Genomic DNA, 18,567 nt, shown 5'->3' on the forward strand with positions numbered 1-18,567 from the left:
ATAGTGGAAATCTAGTTTTGCTAGCTTTTCGAGGGAGGAAACCAGATGAGCGCAAATATTCAGATCAGCCGTCGCCACCTGCTGCAGGCAGGCGCGGCTTTGGGCGCGGCAACGCTTGCCGGTGGCAGCAACGTCTTTGCCCAGACCAAACCTTTCGTACCCTACAGCAACAAGAGCCTCGACTACTATTTCTTCGTCATCCAGGAAGAGGCCGTGAAGCGGGCCGTCCAGGCCAATGACTGGGAATTCCAGGCGACCAATGCAAGCTTCGACAACACCCGCCAGCTAGAGCAATGGCAGAGCCTGATGCTGAAGAGCCCGGCCGGCATCGTCTGCGATCCGATCGACAGCCAGGCCATCGTCAGCGTCATCAACCGCTACAAGAGCCAGGGCATTCCGGTCGCCATCATCGACACGCCGACCGACGGCGGCGAGGTCGACATCACCGTCAGCTTCGACAACCATCTCGGCGGCGTCATGGCGGCGCAGGAGATCATCAAGGGCCTGACCAAGAAACATGGCAGCCCCAAGGGCACGGTGCTGAATTGCTTCGGCGCGCTGCAATCCGTCGCCTGGCGCCAGCGCAAGGAAGGCATGGACGCAGAATTCGCCAAATATCCGGACATCAACTATCTGGCCCGCCCGACCGAAGGCGCGCTCGACCAGATGCTGGCGGTCACGCTCTCGACGCTTTCCGAATTCCCGAACCTCGACGCCGTGCACGCCCCATCCGACAGCCCGTCGCGCGGCATCGTCACCGCGCTCCAGCAGAAGGGCCGGTGGAAGAAGGTCGGCGAGGAAGGCCATGTCATCTTCGTCAATATTGACGGCGAGCCTGTGGCGCTGAACTGGATCAAGGAAGGCTACATGGATGGCTGCGTCTCGCAGGATCCGATCGCCTATGGCGAGATCGCCGTCGAGATGCTGGCCAAGCACGCCATGAAGAAGGAAGCCGTTCCGACCGGCACCTACGAAAACAAGAAATACTTCTGGGAGAAGGGCGAGATCGTCGCCGGCAAGACCGGACCGACGCTGATCATCCCGCCCTTTGTCATCGACCCGTCCAATGCCGATGACAAGCGCCACTGGGGTTACATCGCCGAGAAGGAGTGGAACATCCCCTATACCTGATACCGGGAACGGCCAGCCTCCCATAGGCCGCCGGTTTGAACGGGACGATGCCGCCGTGAGGGCGGCATCGTCCTTCACCAGCATGAGGACCCCATGACAACAGCGCCCACGTCCCGACTTGAGGCCTCGCCCGCCGCACGCACCGTGCTGAGGGTCGAAAATCTGGGCAAGATCTATGGCGGCCTGGTCGCCCTGCGGGATGTCGACCTGTCGGTGCGCGCCGGCACCATCCATGGCCTGCTCGGCGAGAACGGCGCTGGCAAGAGCACGCTTGTCGGCATCATGTCCGGCCAGCGCAAGCCGACCTCCGGCACGATCTATCTCGACGAAAAGCCGCTCGCCCATGTGGACGTGCAGGCGATGGAGAAGGCAGGCGTCTTCCTCGTCACGCAGGAGCCGATGATCATCGACCACCTGAGTGCGGCCGAAAACCTCATGCTTGGCATCTGGCCGAAACGCCGCTTCGGCTTCGTCAACTGGCGCAAGCTCCGGCAGGATGCCGAGCGCATGCTGGAGGGCACCGGCATTGCGGCCGACGCCCGCGCCGGCGCGCTGGATGCCGTGGCGCGGCGCAAGATTAACATCCTGCGGGCGATGTTTTCTGGCGGCAAGGTCATCATCCTCGACGAGCCGACCGCCGCCCTCACGGTCGACGACCGCGCCCAGCTCTTCGACTTCATGCGCCGGCTGAAAAGCGAGGGCGTGACCTTCATCTTCATCTCCCACTTCAACGACGAGATCCTGGAAATCTGCGACGCCGTTTCCGTGCTGCGCGACGGGCGGTATGCCGGCGGCTCTGAGTATGTCGGCAGCCTGACCTCCGAGGACCTGTCGGAACTGGTGCTCGGGCGCGGCCTGGTGCTGTTCGAGCGCGAAAAACGGCAATTCCCCGCCAGCGCGCCCGCGGTCATCCTGAAAGACATCCGCGCCGGCACGCTCGACGTACCGTCGCTGGCAATCCGCGCCGGCGAGATCGTCGGTGTCACCGGGCTACCGGGCGGCGGCGGCAAGGAACTGGCGCGCGCGCTGTTCGGCTTGCAGCGAGCCTCTTCCGGCACGATCACCTTTGTGGACGGAGAGGCACGCGCCCTGCCCGCCCATCCGGCCGAAGCCTTCGCCGCCGGCATCGCCTACCTCTCCGACGACCGGCGCAAGGATGGCTCGATTTCGCAGATGTCGATTGCCGAGAATATCTCGCTGTCGGCCGAGGTGGCTTTGGCCAAGGGCGCCTTCATGAATGCAGAGCAGGAGCGCGCGCTGTCGCAGCGCTATTTCCAGTCGCTGGGCATCAAGGCGCCGGACAGTAGCGTGGCGGTGGATACGCTGTCGGGCGGCAACCAGCAGAAGGTCTGCCTCGGCCGGGTGCTGGCCACCAAGCCGAAACTCCTGATGCTGGACGAGCCGACACGCGGCATCGACGTGGGCGTGAAGCAGGATGTGCTGCGCATCGTCGACGAGCTGAGCCGCACCGGCGTGTCGGTGATCATCATTTCCACCGATACCGACGAACTGGTGCGCGCGGTTGACCGCGTGCTGATTTTCCACAACGGGCGTATCCGGGAAGAGCTGGCGGGAGAGGCCATTTCGCGCAGCCGGCTGCGCAATCTCGGATAGGGCGCCGGATGCGCCGATCGAGGAGGTCGGCGTTCCGCGCGAGAGGAGACATTCAGATGAGCGATACCACCATGACAGCCACGACGACCAAGCCGCCCGCAACCAGCACCCGCCGAAGCTCGATGACGGGATGGGTCCTGCACAATGTCGTGTGGATCTGGCTGATCGCGCTTGTCGTGATCTTCGGCCTGTTCAACCAGTATTTTTTCACCCTGTTCAACCTGCAGAACATCATGGTGCAGGCGACCGTGCTCGGCATGATCGCGCTTGCCATGTCTCTGCCGCTGCTGGTGGCGGAAATCGACCTGTCGATCCCCGCCAATGTCGGCTTCTCCTCGGCGCTGGGCGCCATGGCCAACACCGATCTCGGCCTGCCCTTCGCGCTCGCCGCCCTCATCGGTATCGGCGCGGCGACGCTGATCGGCTTCTTCAACGCGATCTGCATTACCAAGCTCAAGATGGTGTCGCTGATCCAGACGCTGTCGATGATGATCATCCTGCAAGGCGCGCTCCTGGCGCTGACACAGGGGCGCACCATCACCAGCCTCAGCCCCGGTTATGTCTGGATCGGCCAGACGACGCTCGGCGGCTGGCCGCTGATGCCGATCGTCTTTGTGCTGGCGATCCTCGGCATGTATGTGCTGCTGCGCCATACCGTGCTCGGGCGCTCGATCTTCGCGGTCGGCGGCAATCAGGTGGCGTCGAATTCCGCCGGCATCCGCGTCGACCGGGTGAAAATCCTGTCCTACACGATCGCCGGTTTTCTCGCGGGCGTCGCCGGCTACCTGCTCGCCTCGTGGCAGATGGCGATCACCTCCAACCAAGGGTCAAGCTACCTGCTCTACGCCATCGCAGCACCGATCATCGGCGGCGTCTCGGTTTTTGGCGGGCGCGGCAGCGTGATCGGCGTTCTGGGCGGCGTATTGCTCCTGACCGTCATCCAGGTCGGCCTCGCAATCATCTCCGTGCCGTCCTTCTATGTCGGCATGATCGGCGGCATCATGATCTTCATCGCCGTCGCCATCGACGCCGTGCGTGTGCGCTACTTCGGCTGAGGCGGCTTCGTCGCCACCCACAGGACATGGCGGGCACCACCGCGTTTGCCATTGGCCCGCACATTCACCTCATCGGTGGCGAAGCCGACGTCGCGCAATCGGCGTGTAAAAGCGCTGTCCGGCGCGGACGACCAGACGGCAAGCACGCCTCCCGCGCGAAGGGCGAGCTTTGCAGCACGAAGACCATTGTGGTCATAAAGGCTGTCGTTGGAAGCGCGCGTCAAGCCGTCGGGGCCATTGTCGACATCCAGCAGGATAGCGTCGTAGGCGTCCTTCTTCGACCGGATCAGCGCGCCGACATCGCCGACATGGACATGGACGCGTGGATCGTCGAGCGTGCGTTGGTGGATATCCGCCATGGGTCCGCGCGCCCAGTCGACGACTGCCGGCACCAGCTCCGCGACGACGACACGGGCATCGTCCGGCAATACGCCGAGGGCGGCGCGCAACGTGAACCCCATGCCGAGGCCGCCGATCAGAATGCCGGGGTTTTTCCGGCCTGCAATGCGCTCGCAGCCAAGCGTCGCCAGCGCTTCTTCAGAACCGCTCAGCCGGCTGTTCATCAGCTCATTCGAGCCGAGCATGATGGAGAATTCGCTGCCGCGCCGCTTCAGGCGCAGATCGCCGCCATCACCGGGAATCGTTGCGCGGTCCAGCTCAATCCAGGGAAGCATCGGGGTATCTCATAACGTTGTCTGCACGGCCTCCTAGCATGGGCACCGTGCCGAACGCATCCCATTATCGATGAACCCGAGACAATTGCCGCTCAGGAGCGCGCCTTGCCCTGCACGATCCGGTCGATGATCATCGCGCAGAGCAGAATGGCAAGCCCGGCCAGCAGGCCCTGGCCCACCGCTGCATATTGCAGCGCGTTCAGGACATCCTCGCCCAGCCCCTTGGCGCCGATCAGCGAGGCGATGACCACCATCGACAGGCACATCAGGATGGTCTGGTTCACGCCGGCCATGATGGACGGAGCGGCGAGCGGCAGGTCGACGCGGGTCAGCAGAAACCAGCGCGTGGCGCCGTAGGCTTCGGCGGCTTCGCGGATGCTCGCCGGCACGCCCTGCACGCCGAGTGCCGTGAGACGCACGACCGGCGGCGTGCCGAAGACCAGCGTGGCGATGACGCCGGGCGGTTTGCCGATGCCGAAGAGTGCGATGACCGGGATGAGATAGACGAAGGCCGGCATGGTCTGCATGAAATCGAGGATCGGCCGGATCGCCGTATAGACAGCCGGGCGCCGCCCGCACCAGATGCCGAGCGGAATGCCGATGATGAGACAGAGCACGGCCGAGGTGCCGAGCAGGGCGACCGTTTCGAGGCTCTTCTCCCAGAAGCCGAGCACGGCGAGATAGGCGAGTGCCGCCGCGGTGAAGATTGCCACGCGGTTGCCCGCCAGCTGCCAGGCGAGAATGACGATCATCGCCATCGTCACCGGCCACGGCATCGTCGTCAGGGCGCTCGCTGCGGCGTCGAGCACGATGTTAATGAGGCCGGTAATGGCGGAGAAGACGGCTTCGCCGGATTTCGACAATCCTTCCAGCGCGCGATCGAGCATCGCGGCGACGAGACCCTGCCATTCACGATTGACCGGCGCCGTCGTCAGCCAGGACGGTGGCGCCTGGGCGGCGACCCGCCAGGCGACGAGTCCGTAAGCGAGGAAACAGAACGCCGCCGCAAGCAGCGCGCCCGCGCGGTGGAAGCCGTGCCGCAGCGTCCGGTTTGAGCGCCATCTATTGAACCGGCGCTCCAGCAGCGGATTGGCCAGCACGCCGACGAGGAGTTTTCCGATGAGCAATGTCAGCAGGCCCGCGCCGATCAGCATCGGCCCGCGCGCCTCCGCGGCCTCGGCCTGCCGGGCGGCATTTTCCGCGGCGGTCTTGAGCCCATCGGCGGAGCGCAGCATGCTGTCCGCGCTGCTCTCGCCCGCCGTCTTGGCCTTTTCCGCTTCGACCCGTCGGTCGTCGGCCTGCTTGAACAGGCGCTCGGCGCGCACGCGCTGCTCGCCGCCGAGATTACCGGCAAAGCCGGTGGCGAGCTGGGCGACGGCGAGGGTTTCCAGAAACAAGGCAAGCCAGAAGAGGACGGGGATATTGCGGGCGGTTGCCCAGATCGGCCCGAGCAAGGCGGCGGCCCAATTGAAGGACCAGGTGAAGCCGGCATGGCTGCGGATGCGGGCGAAGACGCGGGCGTAATAGTCCGCGCCCTGCCGCGTGAATTCCCTGACCAGCCCATCCTCGGAGGAAATCTCGCTCATGATGCCTCTCTCCGCTTCAGCCCGTTGAGAATCGCCGTCCGGTCGATGAGGCCGACGATCGTGTCCGCCTCACGCACCGCGATGGCGCCGGAATGGCTGGCGGCGATCTCGACGAGGTCGCCCAGTACCTGATCGGGACGGACCGAGGGTAGCGCGTTGAGGTCGGCCGGGTGACGGTCGCCGACCGGCACCATGATGCTGCGCGCCGTCAGAATGTTGAGGCGGGAAATCTCGGCGACGAATTTCTCGACATAGTCGTGCTGCGGCCGGGTGACGACCTCCTCCGGCGTGCCGACCTGCAGGATCATACCGTCCTTCATCACCGCGATACGGTCGCCGATCCTCACGGCCTCTTCCAGGTCATGCGTGATGAAGACCACGGTCTTGCCCATCGCGGTGGAGAGCGAGAGGAACTCGTCCTGCAACTGCCGGCGGATCAGCGGGTCGAGCGCGCTGAACGGCTCGTCCATCAGAAGGATATCCGGATCGGCCGCAAGCGCGCGGGCAAGGCCGACGCGCTGCTGCATGCCGCCGGAGAGTTCATGGCAATAACGATCGCCCCAGCCGGCGAGATTGACCTTTTCGAGCGCTTCCTCGGCAATGTCGAAGCGCTTCTGGCGGGAGGCGCGCTGGATCTCCAGCGGCAAAGCGACATTGTCGCGCACGGTGCGGTGCGGCAGCAGGCCGAAATTCTGGAACACCATGCCGATCTTGTGGGAGCGGAGAGAACGCAGGTCCGCCGGCGATTTCGCCATGACGCTCTCGCCGCCCACAAGGATTTCGCCAGCCGTGGGTTCCAGAAGCCGGTTGATGTGCCGCACCAGGGTCGACTTGCCACTGCCGGAAAGGCCCATGACGCAGAAGATCTCGCCGCGATCCACCGACAGGTTGACGTCGGCGACACCGACGACGCAGTTGAAGCGCTCGGCGATTTCCTGCTTGCCCGCCGCACCGGCGCGCAAGGCGGCAAGCGCCTCGGCCTGCCGCTCGCCAAAGATCTTCCAGACGTTGCGCATGACGATCAGCGGTTCGCCGCCCTCCGTCACGCGCCCGCCTGCATCAGCCCTCTGCCGATCGGTCATCGGGCCGCCCGGTCAATGGCCGAACCACTTCGAAACCGTCTCGGTGTTCGCCTTGATCCAGTCCTTGGCGACATCCGGCGCCGGCTTCTTGTTGACGATGATCTCGTAGGCCATCTTGCTGACGTCCTCGGGCTTGAAGCTCATGCGCTCCAGCGCTTCCACGAGCGCCGGCTGGCGTTCCGCAAGCGAGGCGGCATAGCCGATATGGACGGTCGTCGTCGCGTAGCCGGACGACACCTTCGATTTCTCGAACCATTCCGGATCGTCGTTCGGCTGCACGACGACATACTTCGCCGGGTCGTTCTTCGGCTCTTCCAGCATGGCGAGATCGTAAAGCGCGAAGTTCTGGTGCGGGCCGTAGCAATAGCCGACCCACGGCTTGTTGGCCTTGGCCGCGCGATCGAGCGATGCGGTGGCGACGGCCTCTTCGGTCACCTGCTGGTCGAAGAACTCGGCAAAGCCGTAGTCGCGCGCCTTCACCTTCTCGATATTGGTCGATTGCCAGCCGGAGGCACCGAGCCAGATTTCACCCTTGCCGTCGCCATTGCTGTCGAACAGTTTGGCGTTTTCCGGATTGGCGAGGTCATAGACGCTCTTGATGTTGTGGTCGGTGACAGTCGTCTTGGTGACGCAATATCCCTGAACTGCCTCGTAGCCGTTCTTCGCCAGCCTCACCGTCTTGTTGCCGTTGACATACTTGTCGACCAGGCCCTGCTGGTTCGGCAGCCAGACGTCCGGCCAGATATCGACCTCGCCTTTGTTGCGGTCCATGGCCTCCCAGATGACGGGCACGGCCGTGGTCGTAACGGTCGAGACTTCGAGGCCGAGTTCCTGCTCGGCGGCGGCCTTGATGACGTTCATCACGGCGGTCGCCGTGGCATAGTTCGGGTCCGGCATCGTCACGTCGGCCGCGAGCGCCGGAACGGCTCCGGCGGCCAGCAGCGAGAACAATGCAGAGGTAAGAATGCGTTGGCCCATGTGGTTCCCCTTTTTGTAGAGCTCTTTAATAAAGTATTGAGATCGCTGGCCCGCTTCCAACGGAATTGGGATCATTAGCCAAACTGATCGGCGGCATTAGCGGCCGCCTCTCAGTAGTAGTTCTGGTCCGGCATGCTTTCCTTGCGCCTGGCGATGAAGGCTTGCAGGGCCTCGTCGATGGCCGGGTCGAGGCCGGGATCCTGGTAGCTTTCCAGCAATTGTTTCCATTTGCGGTTTGCGCGCTGCGCGGCATCCAGCCCGCCCTCGGAACTCCACTGCTCGAAGGAATTGTTGTCGGCGATGGTGGAGAGATAGAAGGCGCTCATGAAGTTCGACTGGGTATGGGCGCTGCCGAGGAAGTGCGAGCCAGGGCCGACCGCGGCGATGGCGTCCAGCGCCTGGGCGTTTTCCGAAAGATCGATGCCGTCGAAAAATGCAGAAATCTTGCCGCAGAGATCGGCGTCGATGACGGTCTTTTCATAGCCCGTCACCAACCCGCCCTCCAGCCAGCCGGTCGCATGGTTGACGATGTTGGCGCCCGCCAGCATCGACATCATCAGGCCCCAGGTCGCCTCCTGCTCGGCCTGCGCATCCGGCACCTTCGAGGCCGAGAGCGTGCCGACAGTGTGGAACGGCACGCCGAGCCGGCGGGCGAGCTGGCCGCAGGCAAGCACCATCTTGGCCGCCTCCGGGGTGCCAAAGGTCGGCGCGCCGGATTGCATGGAGATCGTTGAGGCGAAGCTGCCCATCAGGCACGGCGCACCGGGATTGATAAGCTGCACGAGGCAGAGCGTCGCGAGCGCCTCGGCGAGCACCTGCGCGACCGTGCCCGCCACCGTGACCGGGCTCATGGCACCCGCAAGCGTCCAGGGCGTGCAGGCCACCGGCTGGTTGTTGCGCGCATAGACCTTCAGCGAGCCCGACATGTTGGCATCGAGCACCAGCGGCGCATTGGTATTGCTGACATTGTAGAGCACGGCATTGTTGGCGACGAACTCGTCGCCGAACACGATCTTCGCCATGTCCACCGCATCCTGCGCCCGCATGCCGCCGATGAAGGCGCCCATGAAGCAGCGGTCGGAATGGCGGATATGGGCGTAAAGCATGTCGAGATGCCGCTTGTTGGCCGGCAGGTCGACGGGCTCGCAGACGACGCCGCCGGAGTGGTGCAGATGCGGGATCATCTGGTGGATCTTGATGAGATCCTGGAAGTCGGCATAGGTCGCATAGCGCCGGCCGCGGTCGAGATCATGCACGAAGGGCGGCCCCCAGGCGGGGCAGAGCACCGTGTTGTTGCCGCCGATCGTCACCGTGTTGGCGGGGTTGCGGGCGTGCTGCTGGAATTCGCGCGGTGCCGTCGCCTGGATGATCTTGCGGCACATGCCGGGCTCGAAACGCACGCGCGTGCCCTGCACATCCGCCCCGGCATTGCGGAAAACGTCGAGGATTTCCGGATCGTCATGGAACTCCATGCCGATCTCTTTCAGCAGCCGGTCGGCGTTGCCCTCGATCAGGTTGAGGCCTTCCTCGTTGAGGATCTCGAAGGGCGCAAGCTTGCGGTTGATGAAGGGTTTTCGCGGTGCCGCCGCATTGGCGCGCTGCTCGACCCGGCCCGACCGGCCGCCGGTGCGGGAACGACCGCGCTCCGGCACCGTGTCCGAAACGCTCTCTTTTGTCGTGTCCATGGCTCAGCCCACTTTCTTGATTTGCTGCACCGCGGCTTCGATGCCGCGCGGCTTGAGATTGTCGGGGTCGTAGGGTGCCGCCTTCAGTTCCGTGATGGCGAGATCGCGGTCGATGACGCGGATGCACATCGGCGCCGCCGTCGCTTTCGGCGTGAGATAGGCGAGCACCAGCGGCTTGCCGGTGCGGAAGCCGTAGGCGCCGGACGTCACTACGCCGACGGCCTGATCGTCCTGCCAGACGGTGTGGTTGTAGAAGGGCAATGAAATGCCGTCGCCCTCGACGGAAAACAGCGCCATCCGCCAGGACTTTTCGGAGGCGGCCCGCTCCAGCATCGCCTCGCGGCCGATGAAGCTGCGGCCCTCCGTTCGCACCAGCGCCTCCAGCCCTGCTTCGAGCGGCGTGCGCTCCGTCGTGAGGTCGGCGCCCCAGCCGCGATAGCCTTTTTCCAGCCGCATCGCGTTGACGGCATAGATGCCGAACGGCGCAAGGCCGAAGCCCTTGCCGGACTCCGACACGGCCCGGTAGAGATCGCCGATGCGATCGAGATCGACATGCAGCTCCCAGCCCAGTTCGCCGACATAGGAGACGCGGAGCGCCAGCACCGGCACGCCGGCAACCGTCACCCGCTGCGCCGTCAGCCAGGGAAAGGCTACGTTCCAAAGGTCCGCTTCCGTCAGCGTTTGCAAGAGGTCGCGTGACTTCGGACCCATGACGCCAAGGATGCCGCGCTTCTCCGTCAGGTTCTCGATGGTGACGCTGGCACCCGCGCGCGATCGCAACAGATCCTCGTCATGCCGTTCGGCAAAGGCGGCACTGGTGAGGTAATAGTGATCCTCGGCCAGCCGCGTGACGGTGAACTCGGAGGCGACGCCGCCGCGCGATGTGAGTGCATGGATGAGGCCGATCCGGCCGTCGCGCACCGGCGGGCGGTTGGAGCCGAGCGAGGCCATGAAGTCCGCGGCACCCGGCCCGCTGACCTCGAATTTCGAGAAGGCGGAGAGATCGACGTTGCCGACATTGTCGCGCACGTTGCGGCATTCGGCGGCCACCGTCTCGAACCAGCCGGGGCGGCGGAAGGTCAGGTCGGGTGCCGCGTCGTCCTTGGCAAACCAGTTGGGCCGTTCCCAGCCATAGGCGGCGCCGAAGATGGCGCCCTCAGCCTGCTGCTGGTCATAGGCCGGCGTTGCGCGGCGCGGGCGGCCGGCCTCGCGCTCCTCATAGGGAAAGTGGATGCCGAATTGCAGGCCGAAGCACTCGACGGCCTTGTCGATGCGAAAGTCGCGGTCGGCGAAATTCCCAAAGCGGCGGCCGTCGATCGCCAGCGCATCGCGCGGCGGCGCGCCATCGACGATCCAGTCGGCGAGAAAGGCACCCGCACCGCCGCCTTCCATGACGCCCATGCTGGAGCCCGTCAGCAGCCAGCCGTTCGGCACCCCGAAGGCCGGGCCGACCATCGGATTGGCATCCGGCGTGAAGGTGATCGGGCCGTTGACGACGGTCTTGATACCGGCATTGGCGAGCGCCGGCACGCGCTCCATCGCCATGGCGATGATGTGCTCGATGCTGTCGAGATCGGGCGGCATCAGCTCCATGCCGAAGGCCGGCGGAATGCCGTCGACGGCCCACGGATGGGCGGTCTTTTCGTAGGGGCCGACGATGTAGCCGTCGCGCTCCTGGCGCAGATACCAGCTTTCCTCGGGATCGCGGATGATTGGCAACTCCGGTTCGCCGGCGCGGATCCGCGCGACAATCTCCGGCACCTCCGCGGTGACGACATATTGGTGCAGCATCGGCACGACCGGAAGGTCGAGGCCCATCATCTGGCCGATCTCGCGGCACCAGGTGCCGGCGGCATTGACGACATGCTCGGCGACGATCGTGCCCTTGGCTGTCTCCACCAGCCATTCGCCCGCGGCGTTTTTGCCAAGCGACAGGACGGGATTGTGGCGGACGATCTCGGCGCCCAGATTGCGCGCCGCGGTCGCCATCGCATTGGTGGCAAGCGTCGGGTCGACATGGCCGTCATTGGGCTCGTAGATCGCGCCGATGATGCCGTCGAGCTCCACCAGCGGATAGATCTCCTTGAGCTGCTGCGGCGTCAGGATCCGGAATTCGTGACCGACGAAGTCGCCGATGCCCTGGACGTGGCGGAACTCGTTCATCCGCTCCTCTGAGCGCGTGACGCGCAGCGCGCCGCTGGCGTGGAAGCCGGTTGGCAGGCCGGTCTCGGCCGTCAGCCCCTCGCGATACATCCGGATCGAATGCGCCCGCATTTCCATGATTGTCGCGTTGTGGGCGAAATGCGTGCAGAGACCGGCGGCGTGCCATGTGGAGCCGGCGGTCAACTCGGTCTTCTCGACCAGCATGACGTCGCTCCAGCCGCGTTTTGCCAGATGGTAGAGCAGCGAAACGCCCATGGCGCCACCACCGATGACCACGACCCGTGCCTGTGTTCTCATGTTCAACTCCTCAGCCGGGTCCCGGCAGCATCATAGGGAACCTCCGCAAGCGGCCGCAGATGGTGGCGCTGGCCCGCGATGGCGATTTCGTAGGTGGATGACAGAAGCGCCTCGCGCGGCTCGCCCGGCGCGCAGGCGATATAGCCGTGGCAGAGTGCCAGCCCTGTGCGAAAACCCTGGCCGCCGGATGTCGTCAGCCCTGCAAACCGGCCGTCGCGGTAGATCGGCTCATCATGCAGCAGCAGCGGATTGCCGCCATCGACGGCGAAATGCATCAGCCGCCTGGCGACGCCCTCCGCCTTCTGCCGGCGCAGCGCTTCTTCGCCCAGGAAGCCGGATTTCTTCCAGGCGACGGCAAAGCCGAGGCCCGCCTCCAGCGGCGTTTCCTTCGGCCCGATATCGTGGCCCCAGTGGCGATAGCCCTTTTCCAGCCGGCAGCCATCCAGCGCATAGTGGCCGCAGGCGACCAGCCCATGGGCCTTGCCCGCCTCCGTCACCGTGGAGAGAAGCTGCTCGGCAAACTCGGTCGCGACATAGAGTTCGTAGCCGAGTTCACCGACGAAACTGACGCGCGTCGCCCTGAGGTTGACCATGCCGATGTCAATGCGGCGCGATGTGGAAAAGGGAAATGCCGTATCCGAAAGATCGTCGTCCGTCAGGCTTTGCAGCAGCGCACGCGCCTCCGGCCCCATCACCGCCAGAACGGCTTCCGCGGAGGTCACATCGGAGACGACGACCTCCAGCCCACGATCCTCGGCATGCCGGGCGATCCAGGCGACATCCTTCTGGCGGGTGGCGGCACCGCTGGTGACGCGGAAATGGCGCTCGCCGAAGCGCGTCACCGTGATATCCGCCTCGATGCCGCCGCGTGCGTTCAGCATCTGGGTATAGACGGCCTTGCCTTCCGCCACGTCGATGCGGTTGGCGCAGAGATAGTCCAGCAGCGCCAGCGCATCGCGGCCCTGCACGTCGATCTTGGTGAAGGGCGACAGCTCGAAGAGACCGACGCCCGCCGCCATCGCCTTGGCCTCGCGCGCTGCAGCCGCCCACCAATGCTGCTCGCCCATGGCGTAGCGGAAATCCCGTTCCGTGTCGTCGGCGGCAAACCACAGTGGGCGTTCCCAACCGGTCGGTGCTCCGAAGACGGCGCCCATGTCGGCAAACTGCCGGTGAAAGGCCGAACGCCTGACATCCCGTCCCGCCTTGGCCTGTTTGTAAGGCCAGTGCATGCGGAAGAGATCGGCAACCGACTCCTCCATCCGCTTGCCGGCAAAATATTTCGACCCTGCGGACCGGTCGAACCGGGTGATGTCGAGCGCCCAGAGATCAAGCCCCGGCTCGCCGTCGAGCACCCATTCCGCCATGGCCCGGCCCGCACCGGCCGATGACATCATGCCGGTCGAATTGAACCCGGCCGCGACATAGAAGCCGCGCAGATAGGGCGATTCACCCATCAGCGGCCGCGTGTCCGGAGTAAAGCTTTCCGGGCCGTTCATGAAGTGGCGGATACCCGCATCGGCCAGTTTCGGCACGAGGTTCAGCCCGGCCGTCATGAAGGGCTCGAACTGCTCCCAGTCCTCCGGCAGCTCCAGGAACGGCTGCTCGCCCTGCACGCTTTTCGTCTGGAACAGTTTTGCATCCGGCTCGAAGCCGCCGAGTACAAGCTTGCCGGAATCGCCCTTGATATAGATGCCTTCATCGAGATCGCGCACGATGGGAAACGGCTGTTCGAGTCCCGGGATCGCTTCGGTGACGACATACATATGCTCCACCGCCTGCAACGGCACAGGCACGCCGGCAAGCGCGCCGACATCCCGCGCCCAAGCGCCGGCAGCGTTGATGACCTTGCCACAGCGGATGGTCTCGCCCGTCGTCAGCCTGACGCCCGCGACGCGGCCATTCTCGATGTCGAAGCCGGCACAGCCGACATTTTCGCGGATGCGGATGCCGGCCGAGCGGGCGCGCTTGGCATAGGCCGCGCAGATATCCACCGGATTGGCCTGCCCGTCCTCGGCGACCCAGAGCGCGCCGACCAGCCCGTCGACTGAAAGACTCGGTACCCGTTCGGCAATGGTTGACGGACCGATCATCTCCACATGCATGCCGGTCACCTCGCCCATATGGGCGATGCGGCGCAGTTCGACCATCCGGTCTGCGTTGCGGGCGAGCCAGAGGCCGCCGGTGCGCTGATAGCCGGAACTCTGGCCGGTTTTTTCTTCCAGCGCCGGAAAGAGTTCCATCGCGTAGCGGGCGAGATGGGTGAGGTTGAGGCTGGCGCGCAACGGCCCGACGATGCCGGCCGCATGCCAGGAGGTGCCGCTCGTCAGCTGGTTGCGCTCGATCAGCACCACGTCGCTGACGCCGCGTTCGGCGAGATGATAGGCGATGCCGAGGCCGATGACCCCGCCGCCTATGATGACAATCCCAGCACTTTCCGCCACCTGCATTTCACCCCGCTCTTCCGTCGGCATGAGAATTCAGGGAAGGAGACTTGCGTTCAACTCGATTTTCGCTTCATTAGAAAAACTGATGGTGTCGAACAGATGATGGCCTCCATGCTCAAGGGCAGCTTCGATTTCAACCTCTTCCGTGCTATCGAAGTGTTTGCCGCGGTTGTCGAAACGCGACATGTGACCCAGGCCGCGCAGATGCTCGGCATCACGCAGTCGGCCGCATCCCAGCACCTGAAAAACCTTGAGACGGCGCTCGGCGTGAGCCTCATCGACCGCAACATTCGGCCGATCGAGCTGACCCGAGCCGGCGTCGCGCTCCACCGCCGCTCGATCGCCATCCTCAGCGAGGTCGAGGAACTGCGGTCGGATGTCCGCCGGCTCAATTCGGCGCCTCTGCCGCTCCTGCGCATCGCCATGCTCGCCTCGATCGCGACGACGCTGGCCCCGGCGCTGTCGGTGCTGGCACGCGACGGCTTCAACGTGCCGGAACTCAGCCTCTATGCAGGCCTTGCGACCGATCACATCAACCTGCTGCGCGCCCGCAAGGCCGACCTTGCGGTGACGTCGAGCGAGATGTTCGAGGTCGAGGGCCTGATCCGTTTTCCGATCATGACGGAAAAATTCGTGCTGGTGACGCCGAAGGGTTTTGCCGGCGATGTGGGGGACATTCACAAGCTCTCGAAGAAGCTGCCCTTCGTGCGCTTCAGCCGCGAGACGCCGGTCGGCATGCGCATCGACCAGCATCTTAGCCGTCTCCGGATCGAAATCCCGCGCGGCATGGATGGCGACCGGTCGAGCGTCGTCATGGCGCCCGTCGCCAATGGCATGGGTTTTACCATCCTCACGCCGACGCTCTTGATCGACGGCCTGGCGGAGGGCATGGAGATCGGCGTGCACCCGCTGCCCTTTGCCGGCTTTTCCCGCAGCCTGAAGCTGGTTGCGCGCGAGCGGGAGCTTGGCGAGATTCCGGAAGCCTTCGCCCGGCGTTCCGCAGAAGTGCTGTCCGAAACGATCACGCGCCGGCTGCCGCAACTTGCGCCCGACTATTGCACCGTCGACATCTGACGCTAATCGGCTCCATCAGTTTCTCTGATGCAGTCGTTTCACCGTGACAAGGCCGATCGTTCAGTGATTTCATGCCCGCATCTCACGAGGAGCGCGTCATGAACCAGGCCCAACTTCCGCCCGCGATGGACATCGATTGGTCGACCGACGGTATCGTCGCGCGACGCGAACGGTATTACGCCGCCTCGCAGCGCAAGTTCGTGCCGTTCAAGGATCCGCTGATCATCAAGCGCGGCCGCGGGCAATATGTCTGGGACGAAAACGACAACAAATACATCGATCTGCTCGGCATGAACCTCTGCATTTCCGTCGGCCATGCGCATCCGGAAGTCGTGCGCGCCGCAACGGCGCAGGTGGCGGAACTCACCCATTGCACGACGATGTTCTACCATCCGGTGCCCGCGCACTATGCCGAGGAACTGGCGGCGACCATGCCGAAAGGCCACGACTGGGTCGTGCATTTCACCAATTCCGGCGCCGAGGCCATCGATCTCGCCTTGCTGATGGCGCGCGCCCATACCGGCAATATCGACATGCTGGCGCTGCGCTCCAGCTATCACGGCGCGACCTTCGGGGCGCAGGCGCTGACCGGCATCGCCGGCTTCCGCCACAACGTGCCGCAGCTCGGCGGCGTCACATTCGTGGCCGAGCCCAACCAGTATCGCGGCATCTATGGCGAGGGCGTCGAGCCCTATCTGGCGGAGATCAAGCGCGCCATCGACTATTCGACGAGCGGGCGGCTTGCCGGCATGATCATCGAGCCGGTGCAGGGTTACGGCGGCATCGTGCCCATGCCGAAGGGCTACATCAAGGGTGGTGCCGAGAAGGTTCGCGCCGCTGGCGGCCTCCTTATCATCGACGAGGTGCAATCAGGCGTCGCCCGCACCGGCGACGCTTTCTGGTCCTTCGAATCCCACGATGTCGTTCCTGATATCGTCGTGGTCGCCAAGGGCGTCGGCAACGGCATCCCACTCGGCGCGGTCATCGCCAAGCGGGGCGTTGCGGAATCGATGGCGGATAAGTTCCTGTTCCACACCTATGGCGCCAACCCGGTGGCCTGTGCCGCCGGCCGCGCGGTGCTCAAGGTCATCCGCGAGGAAAAGCTCCAGGAAAACGCCCGAAAGGTCGGCGGCGCGCTCAAGGCACGGCTCACCGAACTCAAGGACCGTTTCGAGCTGGTCGGCGATGTGCGCGGCGAAGGGCTGATGCTGGCAATCGAACTCGTCAAGAACCGGCAGACGAAGGAACCCGCCCCGGACGAGGCGCTCGCCGTCTTCGAAGCGACCCGCCGCAACGGGTTGGTGGCAAGCCGATCCGGCCCCTACCGAAACGTCATCCGCATGTGCCCGCCGCTCTGCCTGTCGATGAGCGACGTGGACGATGTGATGGACCGCTTCGTGCGCAGTTTCGAGGCGGTGTAAAGGGTCAACGCGAGGATAGCGCCTGCATCCTCGCGCCCGACAATCACGGCCACCGTATAGAGACGGATGAGCCTCAGAACAGGTTTTCCAGCCGCTTGTAGCTGTCTTCCATGCCGTGCTCCATGCCGGTTTCGAGCATTGCCTTGCGCGTCTCGCCATCGGGCAGGTGCATGCGCATGGTCATCAACGTGCCGCCATTATCCGCCTGGAATGTGGTTTCGACACGATTGTCCGGGGTCGGATCGGGCAGATGCATGCGCTCCACATGCACGATGCGGCTGAAGGGCACGACCTCGATGAACTCGCCGGTCAGATGGAAACCGTTGCCGTTGCCATCGCTCCACTCGTAGCGAATCTTTCCGCCGGGTCGCGCATCGTTGATGCACACCGGCATGGTCCAGCCGTCCGGGCCAAGCAGCCATTGCTGCAAGAGTTTTGGCTCGGTGTGGGCCTTGAAGACGGCTTCCGGCGGGGCGGCAAAGCGGCGCGTGACGACGACATCGGTCTCGCCGTCGGTGGTGAGCATGAGCCTGGACATGATTACTCCTTGTTCTTGGTTTTGGAGGGTTCGAGCGACATGGTCGCGAGAAGCCGGTCGAGCCGGCCGTAATTGGCTTCCAGAACCCGGCGCAGCATCGCCAGCCACTGTTCCAGCTCCTCAAGCGCCGTGGGCGCCAGGCTGCAATGACGCCGGGTTCCTTCCGCGCGACGCACGATGAGACCGGCCCCCTCCAGCACCTTGAGATGCCGGGAAATGGCGGGCTGGCTCATGTCGAAGGGCTGCGCCAGCTCCATGACCGTGGCTTCACCGGAAGCGAGCCGCGCAAGGATCGCCCGACGCGTCGGGTCGGCCAGAGCCGAAAAGGCGGAATCGAGATCGGTCACGGCATGTCCTCAAAAAAATAATAACATACTTGTTATATAACAAATCTGTTATTGTCAAGGCTATATCGAAATTCGCGCAGGCCGGTGAGCCGCATTGCGCCATCCACGAGAACCAACGCCTTGTGCCCACTCTGGAAAGTGCAGAAAATTATCGACGAGTCGACCGGATGGCATGGTAGTTCGGATAGGCACTTGTAGCCGGCGCCGAGCGCAGCCGAGCGACCACGGTGATACGGAGTTACAGCATTGGATGAGGAAAAGGAGGGCGTGACGGCCCTCATGAAGTCGGCGATCGAAGCGCCGAAGCGGGACAACACCGACTATCACAACGCCATCGCGGAGGTCCGGCGGGCGTTTGCGGAGGCGGATGAGGCCTTGGGGCCGGACATGCTGGTCAGCACGAAACGCAAATGGAAGCGGAACGGCAGCTACGTCGTGAAAGTGACATTCAAAACGAGAGCCTCGGGCGACTGAGCTG

At 64.4% G+C, this 18,567-nt stretch carries 15 protein-coding genes; 6 read left to right on the top strand and 9 right to left on the bottom strand.

Annotation, left to right across the window (positions count from 1 at the left end; genetic code table 11):
• Positions 1-45: 45 nt before the first annotated feature.
• The 3 genes from AC1RWL_RS06335 (at position 46) to AC1RWL_RS06345 (ending at position 3,800) form a co-directional block, all read left to right on the top strand.
• Entirely contained in the window at positions 46-1,131 is a 1,086-nt protein-coding gene (locus AC1RWL_RS06335; RefSeq protein WP_256116611.1) for a sugar ABC transporter substrate-binding protein, read from the top strand.
• 93 nt (positions 1,132-1,224) lie between these two features.
• On the top strand, positions 1,225-2,745 hold the full coding sequence (locus tag AC1RWL_RS06340) for a sugar ABC transporter ATP-binding protein (RefSeq protein WP_493093926.1): 1,521 nt from the start codon (positions 1,225-1,227) through the stop codon (positions 2,743-2,745).
• Between the two features lie 56 nt (positions 2,746-2,801).
• Positions 2,802-3,800, top strand: coding sequence for an ABC transporter permease (locus AC1RWL_RS06345; RefSeq protein WP_439630313.1), 999 nt, complete (start codon positions 2,802-2,804; stop codon positions 3,798-3,800).
• On the opposite strand, the gene AC1RWL_RS06350 is transcribed toward AC1RWL_RS06345, so the two are convergent.
• The 7 genes from AC1RWL_RS06350 to AC1RWL_RS06380 all read right to left on the bottom strand — a co-directional run bounded on the left by AC1RWL_RS06350 (position 3,788) and on the right by AC1RWL_RS06380 (position 14,736).
• Complete coding sequence (locus AC1RWL_RS06350; RefSeq protein ID WP_493093927.1) at positions 3,788-4,474, bottom strand: spermidine synthase; 687 nt, start codon at positions 4,472-4,474, stop codon at positions 3,788-3,790. The two genes, AC1RWL_RS06345 and AC1RWL_RS06350, sit on opposite strands and share 13 nt — an antisense overlap.
• 92 nt (positions 4,475-4,566) lie before the next feature.
• Positions 4,567-6,060, bottom strand: a complete 1,494-nt coding sequence (locus tag AC1RWL_RS06355) for an ABC transporter permease (RefSeq protein WP_493093928.1) — start codon at positions 6,058-6,060, stop codon at positions 4,567-4,569.
• On the bottom strand, positions 6,057-7,142 hold the full coding sequence (locus tag AC1RWL_RS06360) for a quaternary amine ABC transporter ATP-binding protein (RefSeq protein WP_493093929.1): 1,086 nt from the start codon (positions 7,140-7,142) through the stop codon (positions 6,057-6,059). The genes AC1RWL_RS06355 and AC1RWL_RS06360 overlap by 4 nt, the downstream gene beginning before the upstream one ends.
• 12 nt (positions 7,143-7,154) lie before the next feature.
• Positions 7,155-8,120 (bottom strand): ABC transporter substrate-binding protein, encoded by a 966-nt coding sequence (locus AC1RWL_RS06365; protein WP_493093930.1) that lies wholly within the window; start codon positions 8,118-8,120, stop codon positions 7,155-7,157.
• Between the two features lie 110 nt (positions 8,121-8,230).
• Positions 8,231-9,805, bottom strand: a complete 1,575-nt coding sequence (locus AC1RWL_RS06370) for a trimethylamine methyltransferase family protein (protein WP_493093931.1) — start codon at positions 9,803-9,805, stop codon at positions 8,231-8,233.
• Between the two features lie 3 nt (positions 9,806-9,808).
• A complete protein-coding gene (locus AC1RWL_RS06375) occupies positions 9,809-12,265 on the bottom strand; it encodes a GcvT family protein (RefSeq protein ID WP_493093932.1) in 2,457 nt (818 codons plus the stop codon).
• A gap of 2 nt (positions 12,266-12,267) precedes the next feature.
• Positions 12,268-14,736 (bottom strand): GcvT family protein, encoded by a 2,469-nt coding sequence (locus AC1RWL_RS06380; RefSeq protein ID WP_493093933.1) that lies wholly within the window; start codon positions 14,734-14,736, stop codon positions 12,268-12,270.
• 75 nt (positions 14,737-14,811) lie between these two features.
• Between AC1RWL_RS06380 and AC1RWL_RS06385 the strand changes: the two genes are divergently transcribed.
• Both AC1RWL_RS06385 and AC1RWL_RS06390 read left to right on the top strand, forming a co-directional pair.
• Positions 14,812-15,783, top strand: coding sequence for a LysR family transcriptional regulator (locus AC1RWL_RS06385; protein ID WP_493158286.1), 972 nt, complete (start codon positions 14,812-14,814; stop codon positions 15,781-15,783).
• Positions 15,784-15,881: 98 nt separating this feature from the next.
• The gene (locus AC1RWL_RS06390; protein ID WP_493093935.1) at positions 15,882-17,204 is read left to right on the top strand and encodes an aspartate aminotransferase family protein; all 1,323 of its coding nucleotides are present in this window, start codon (positions 15,882-15,884) and stop codon (positions 17,202-17,204) included.
• A gap of 73 nt (positions 17,205-17,277) precedes the next feature.
• Here the strand turns inward: AC1RWL_RS06390 and AC1RWL_RS06395 are convergent, their stop codons facing one another.
• Positions 17,278-17,742 (bottom strand): SRPBCC domain-containing protein, encoded by a 465-nt coding sequence (locus AC1RWL_RS06395; protein ID WP_493093936.1) that lies wholly within the window; start codon positions 17,740-17,742, stop codon positions 17,278-17,280.
• A gap of 2 nt (positions 17,743-17,744) precedes the next feature.
• On the bottom strand, positions 17,745-18,089 hold the full coding sequence (locus AC1RWL_RS06400) for an ArsR/SmtB family transcription factor (protein WP_493093937.1): 345 nt from the start codon (positions 18,087-18,089) through the stop codon (positions 17,745-17,747).
• A gap of 246 nt (positions 18,090-18,335) precedes the next feature.
• Between AC1RWL_RS06400 and AC1RWL_RS06405 the strand changes: the two genes are divergently transcribed.
• Positions 18,336-18,563: a hypothetical protein gene (locus AC1RWL_RS06405; protein WP_493158289.1), complete on the top strand. Its 228-nt coding sequence runs from the start codon at positions 18,336-18,338 to the stop codon at positions 18,561-18,563.
• Positions 18,564-18,567: the final 4 nt, after the last annotated feature.

The organism is Shinella sp. GW821-FHT10F02 (assembly GCF_058809275.1).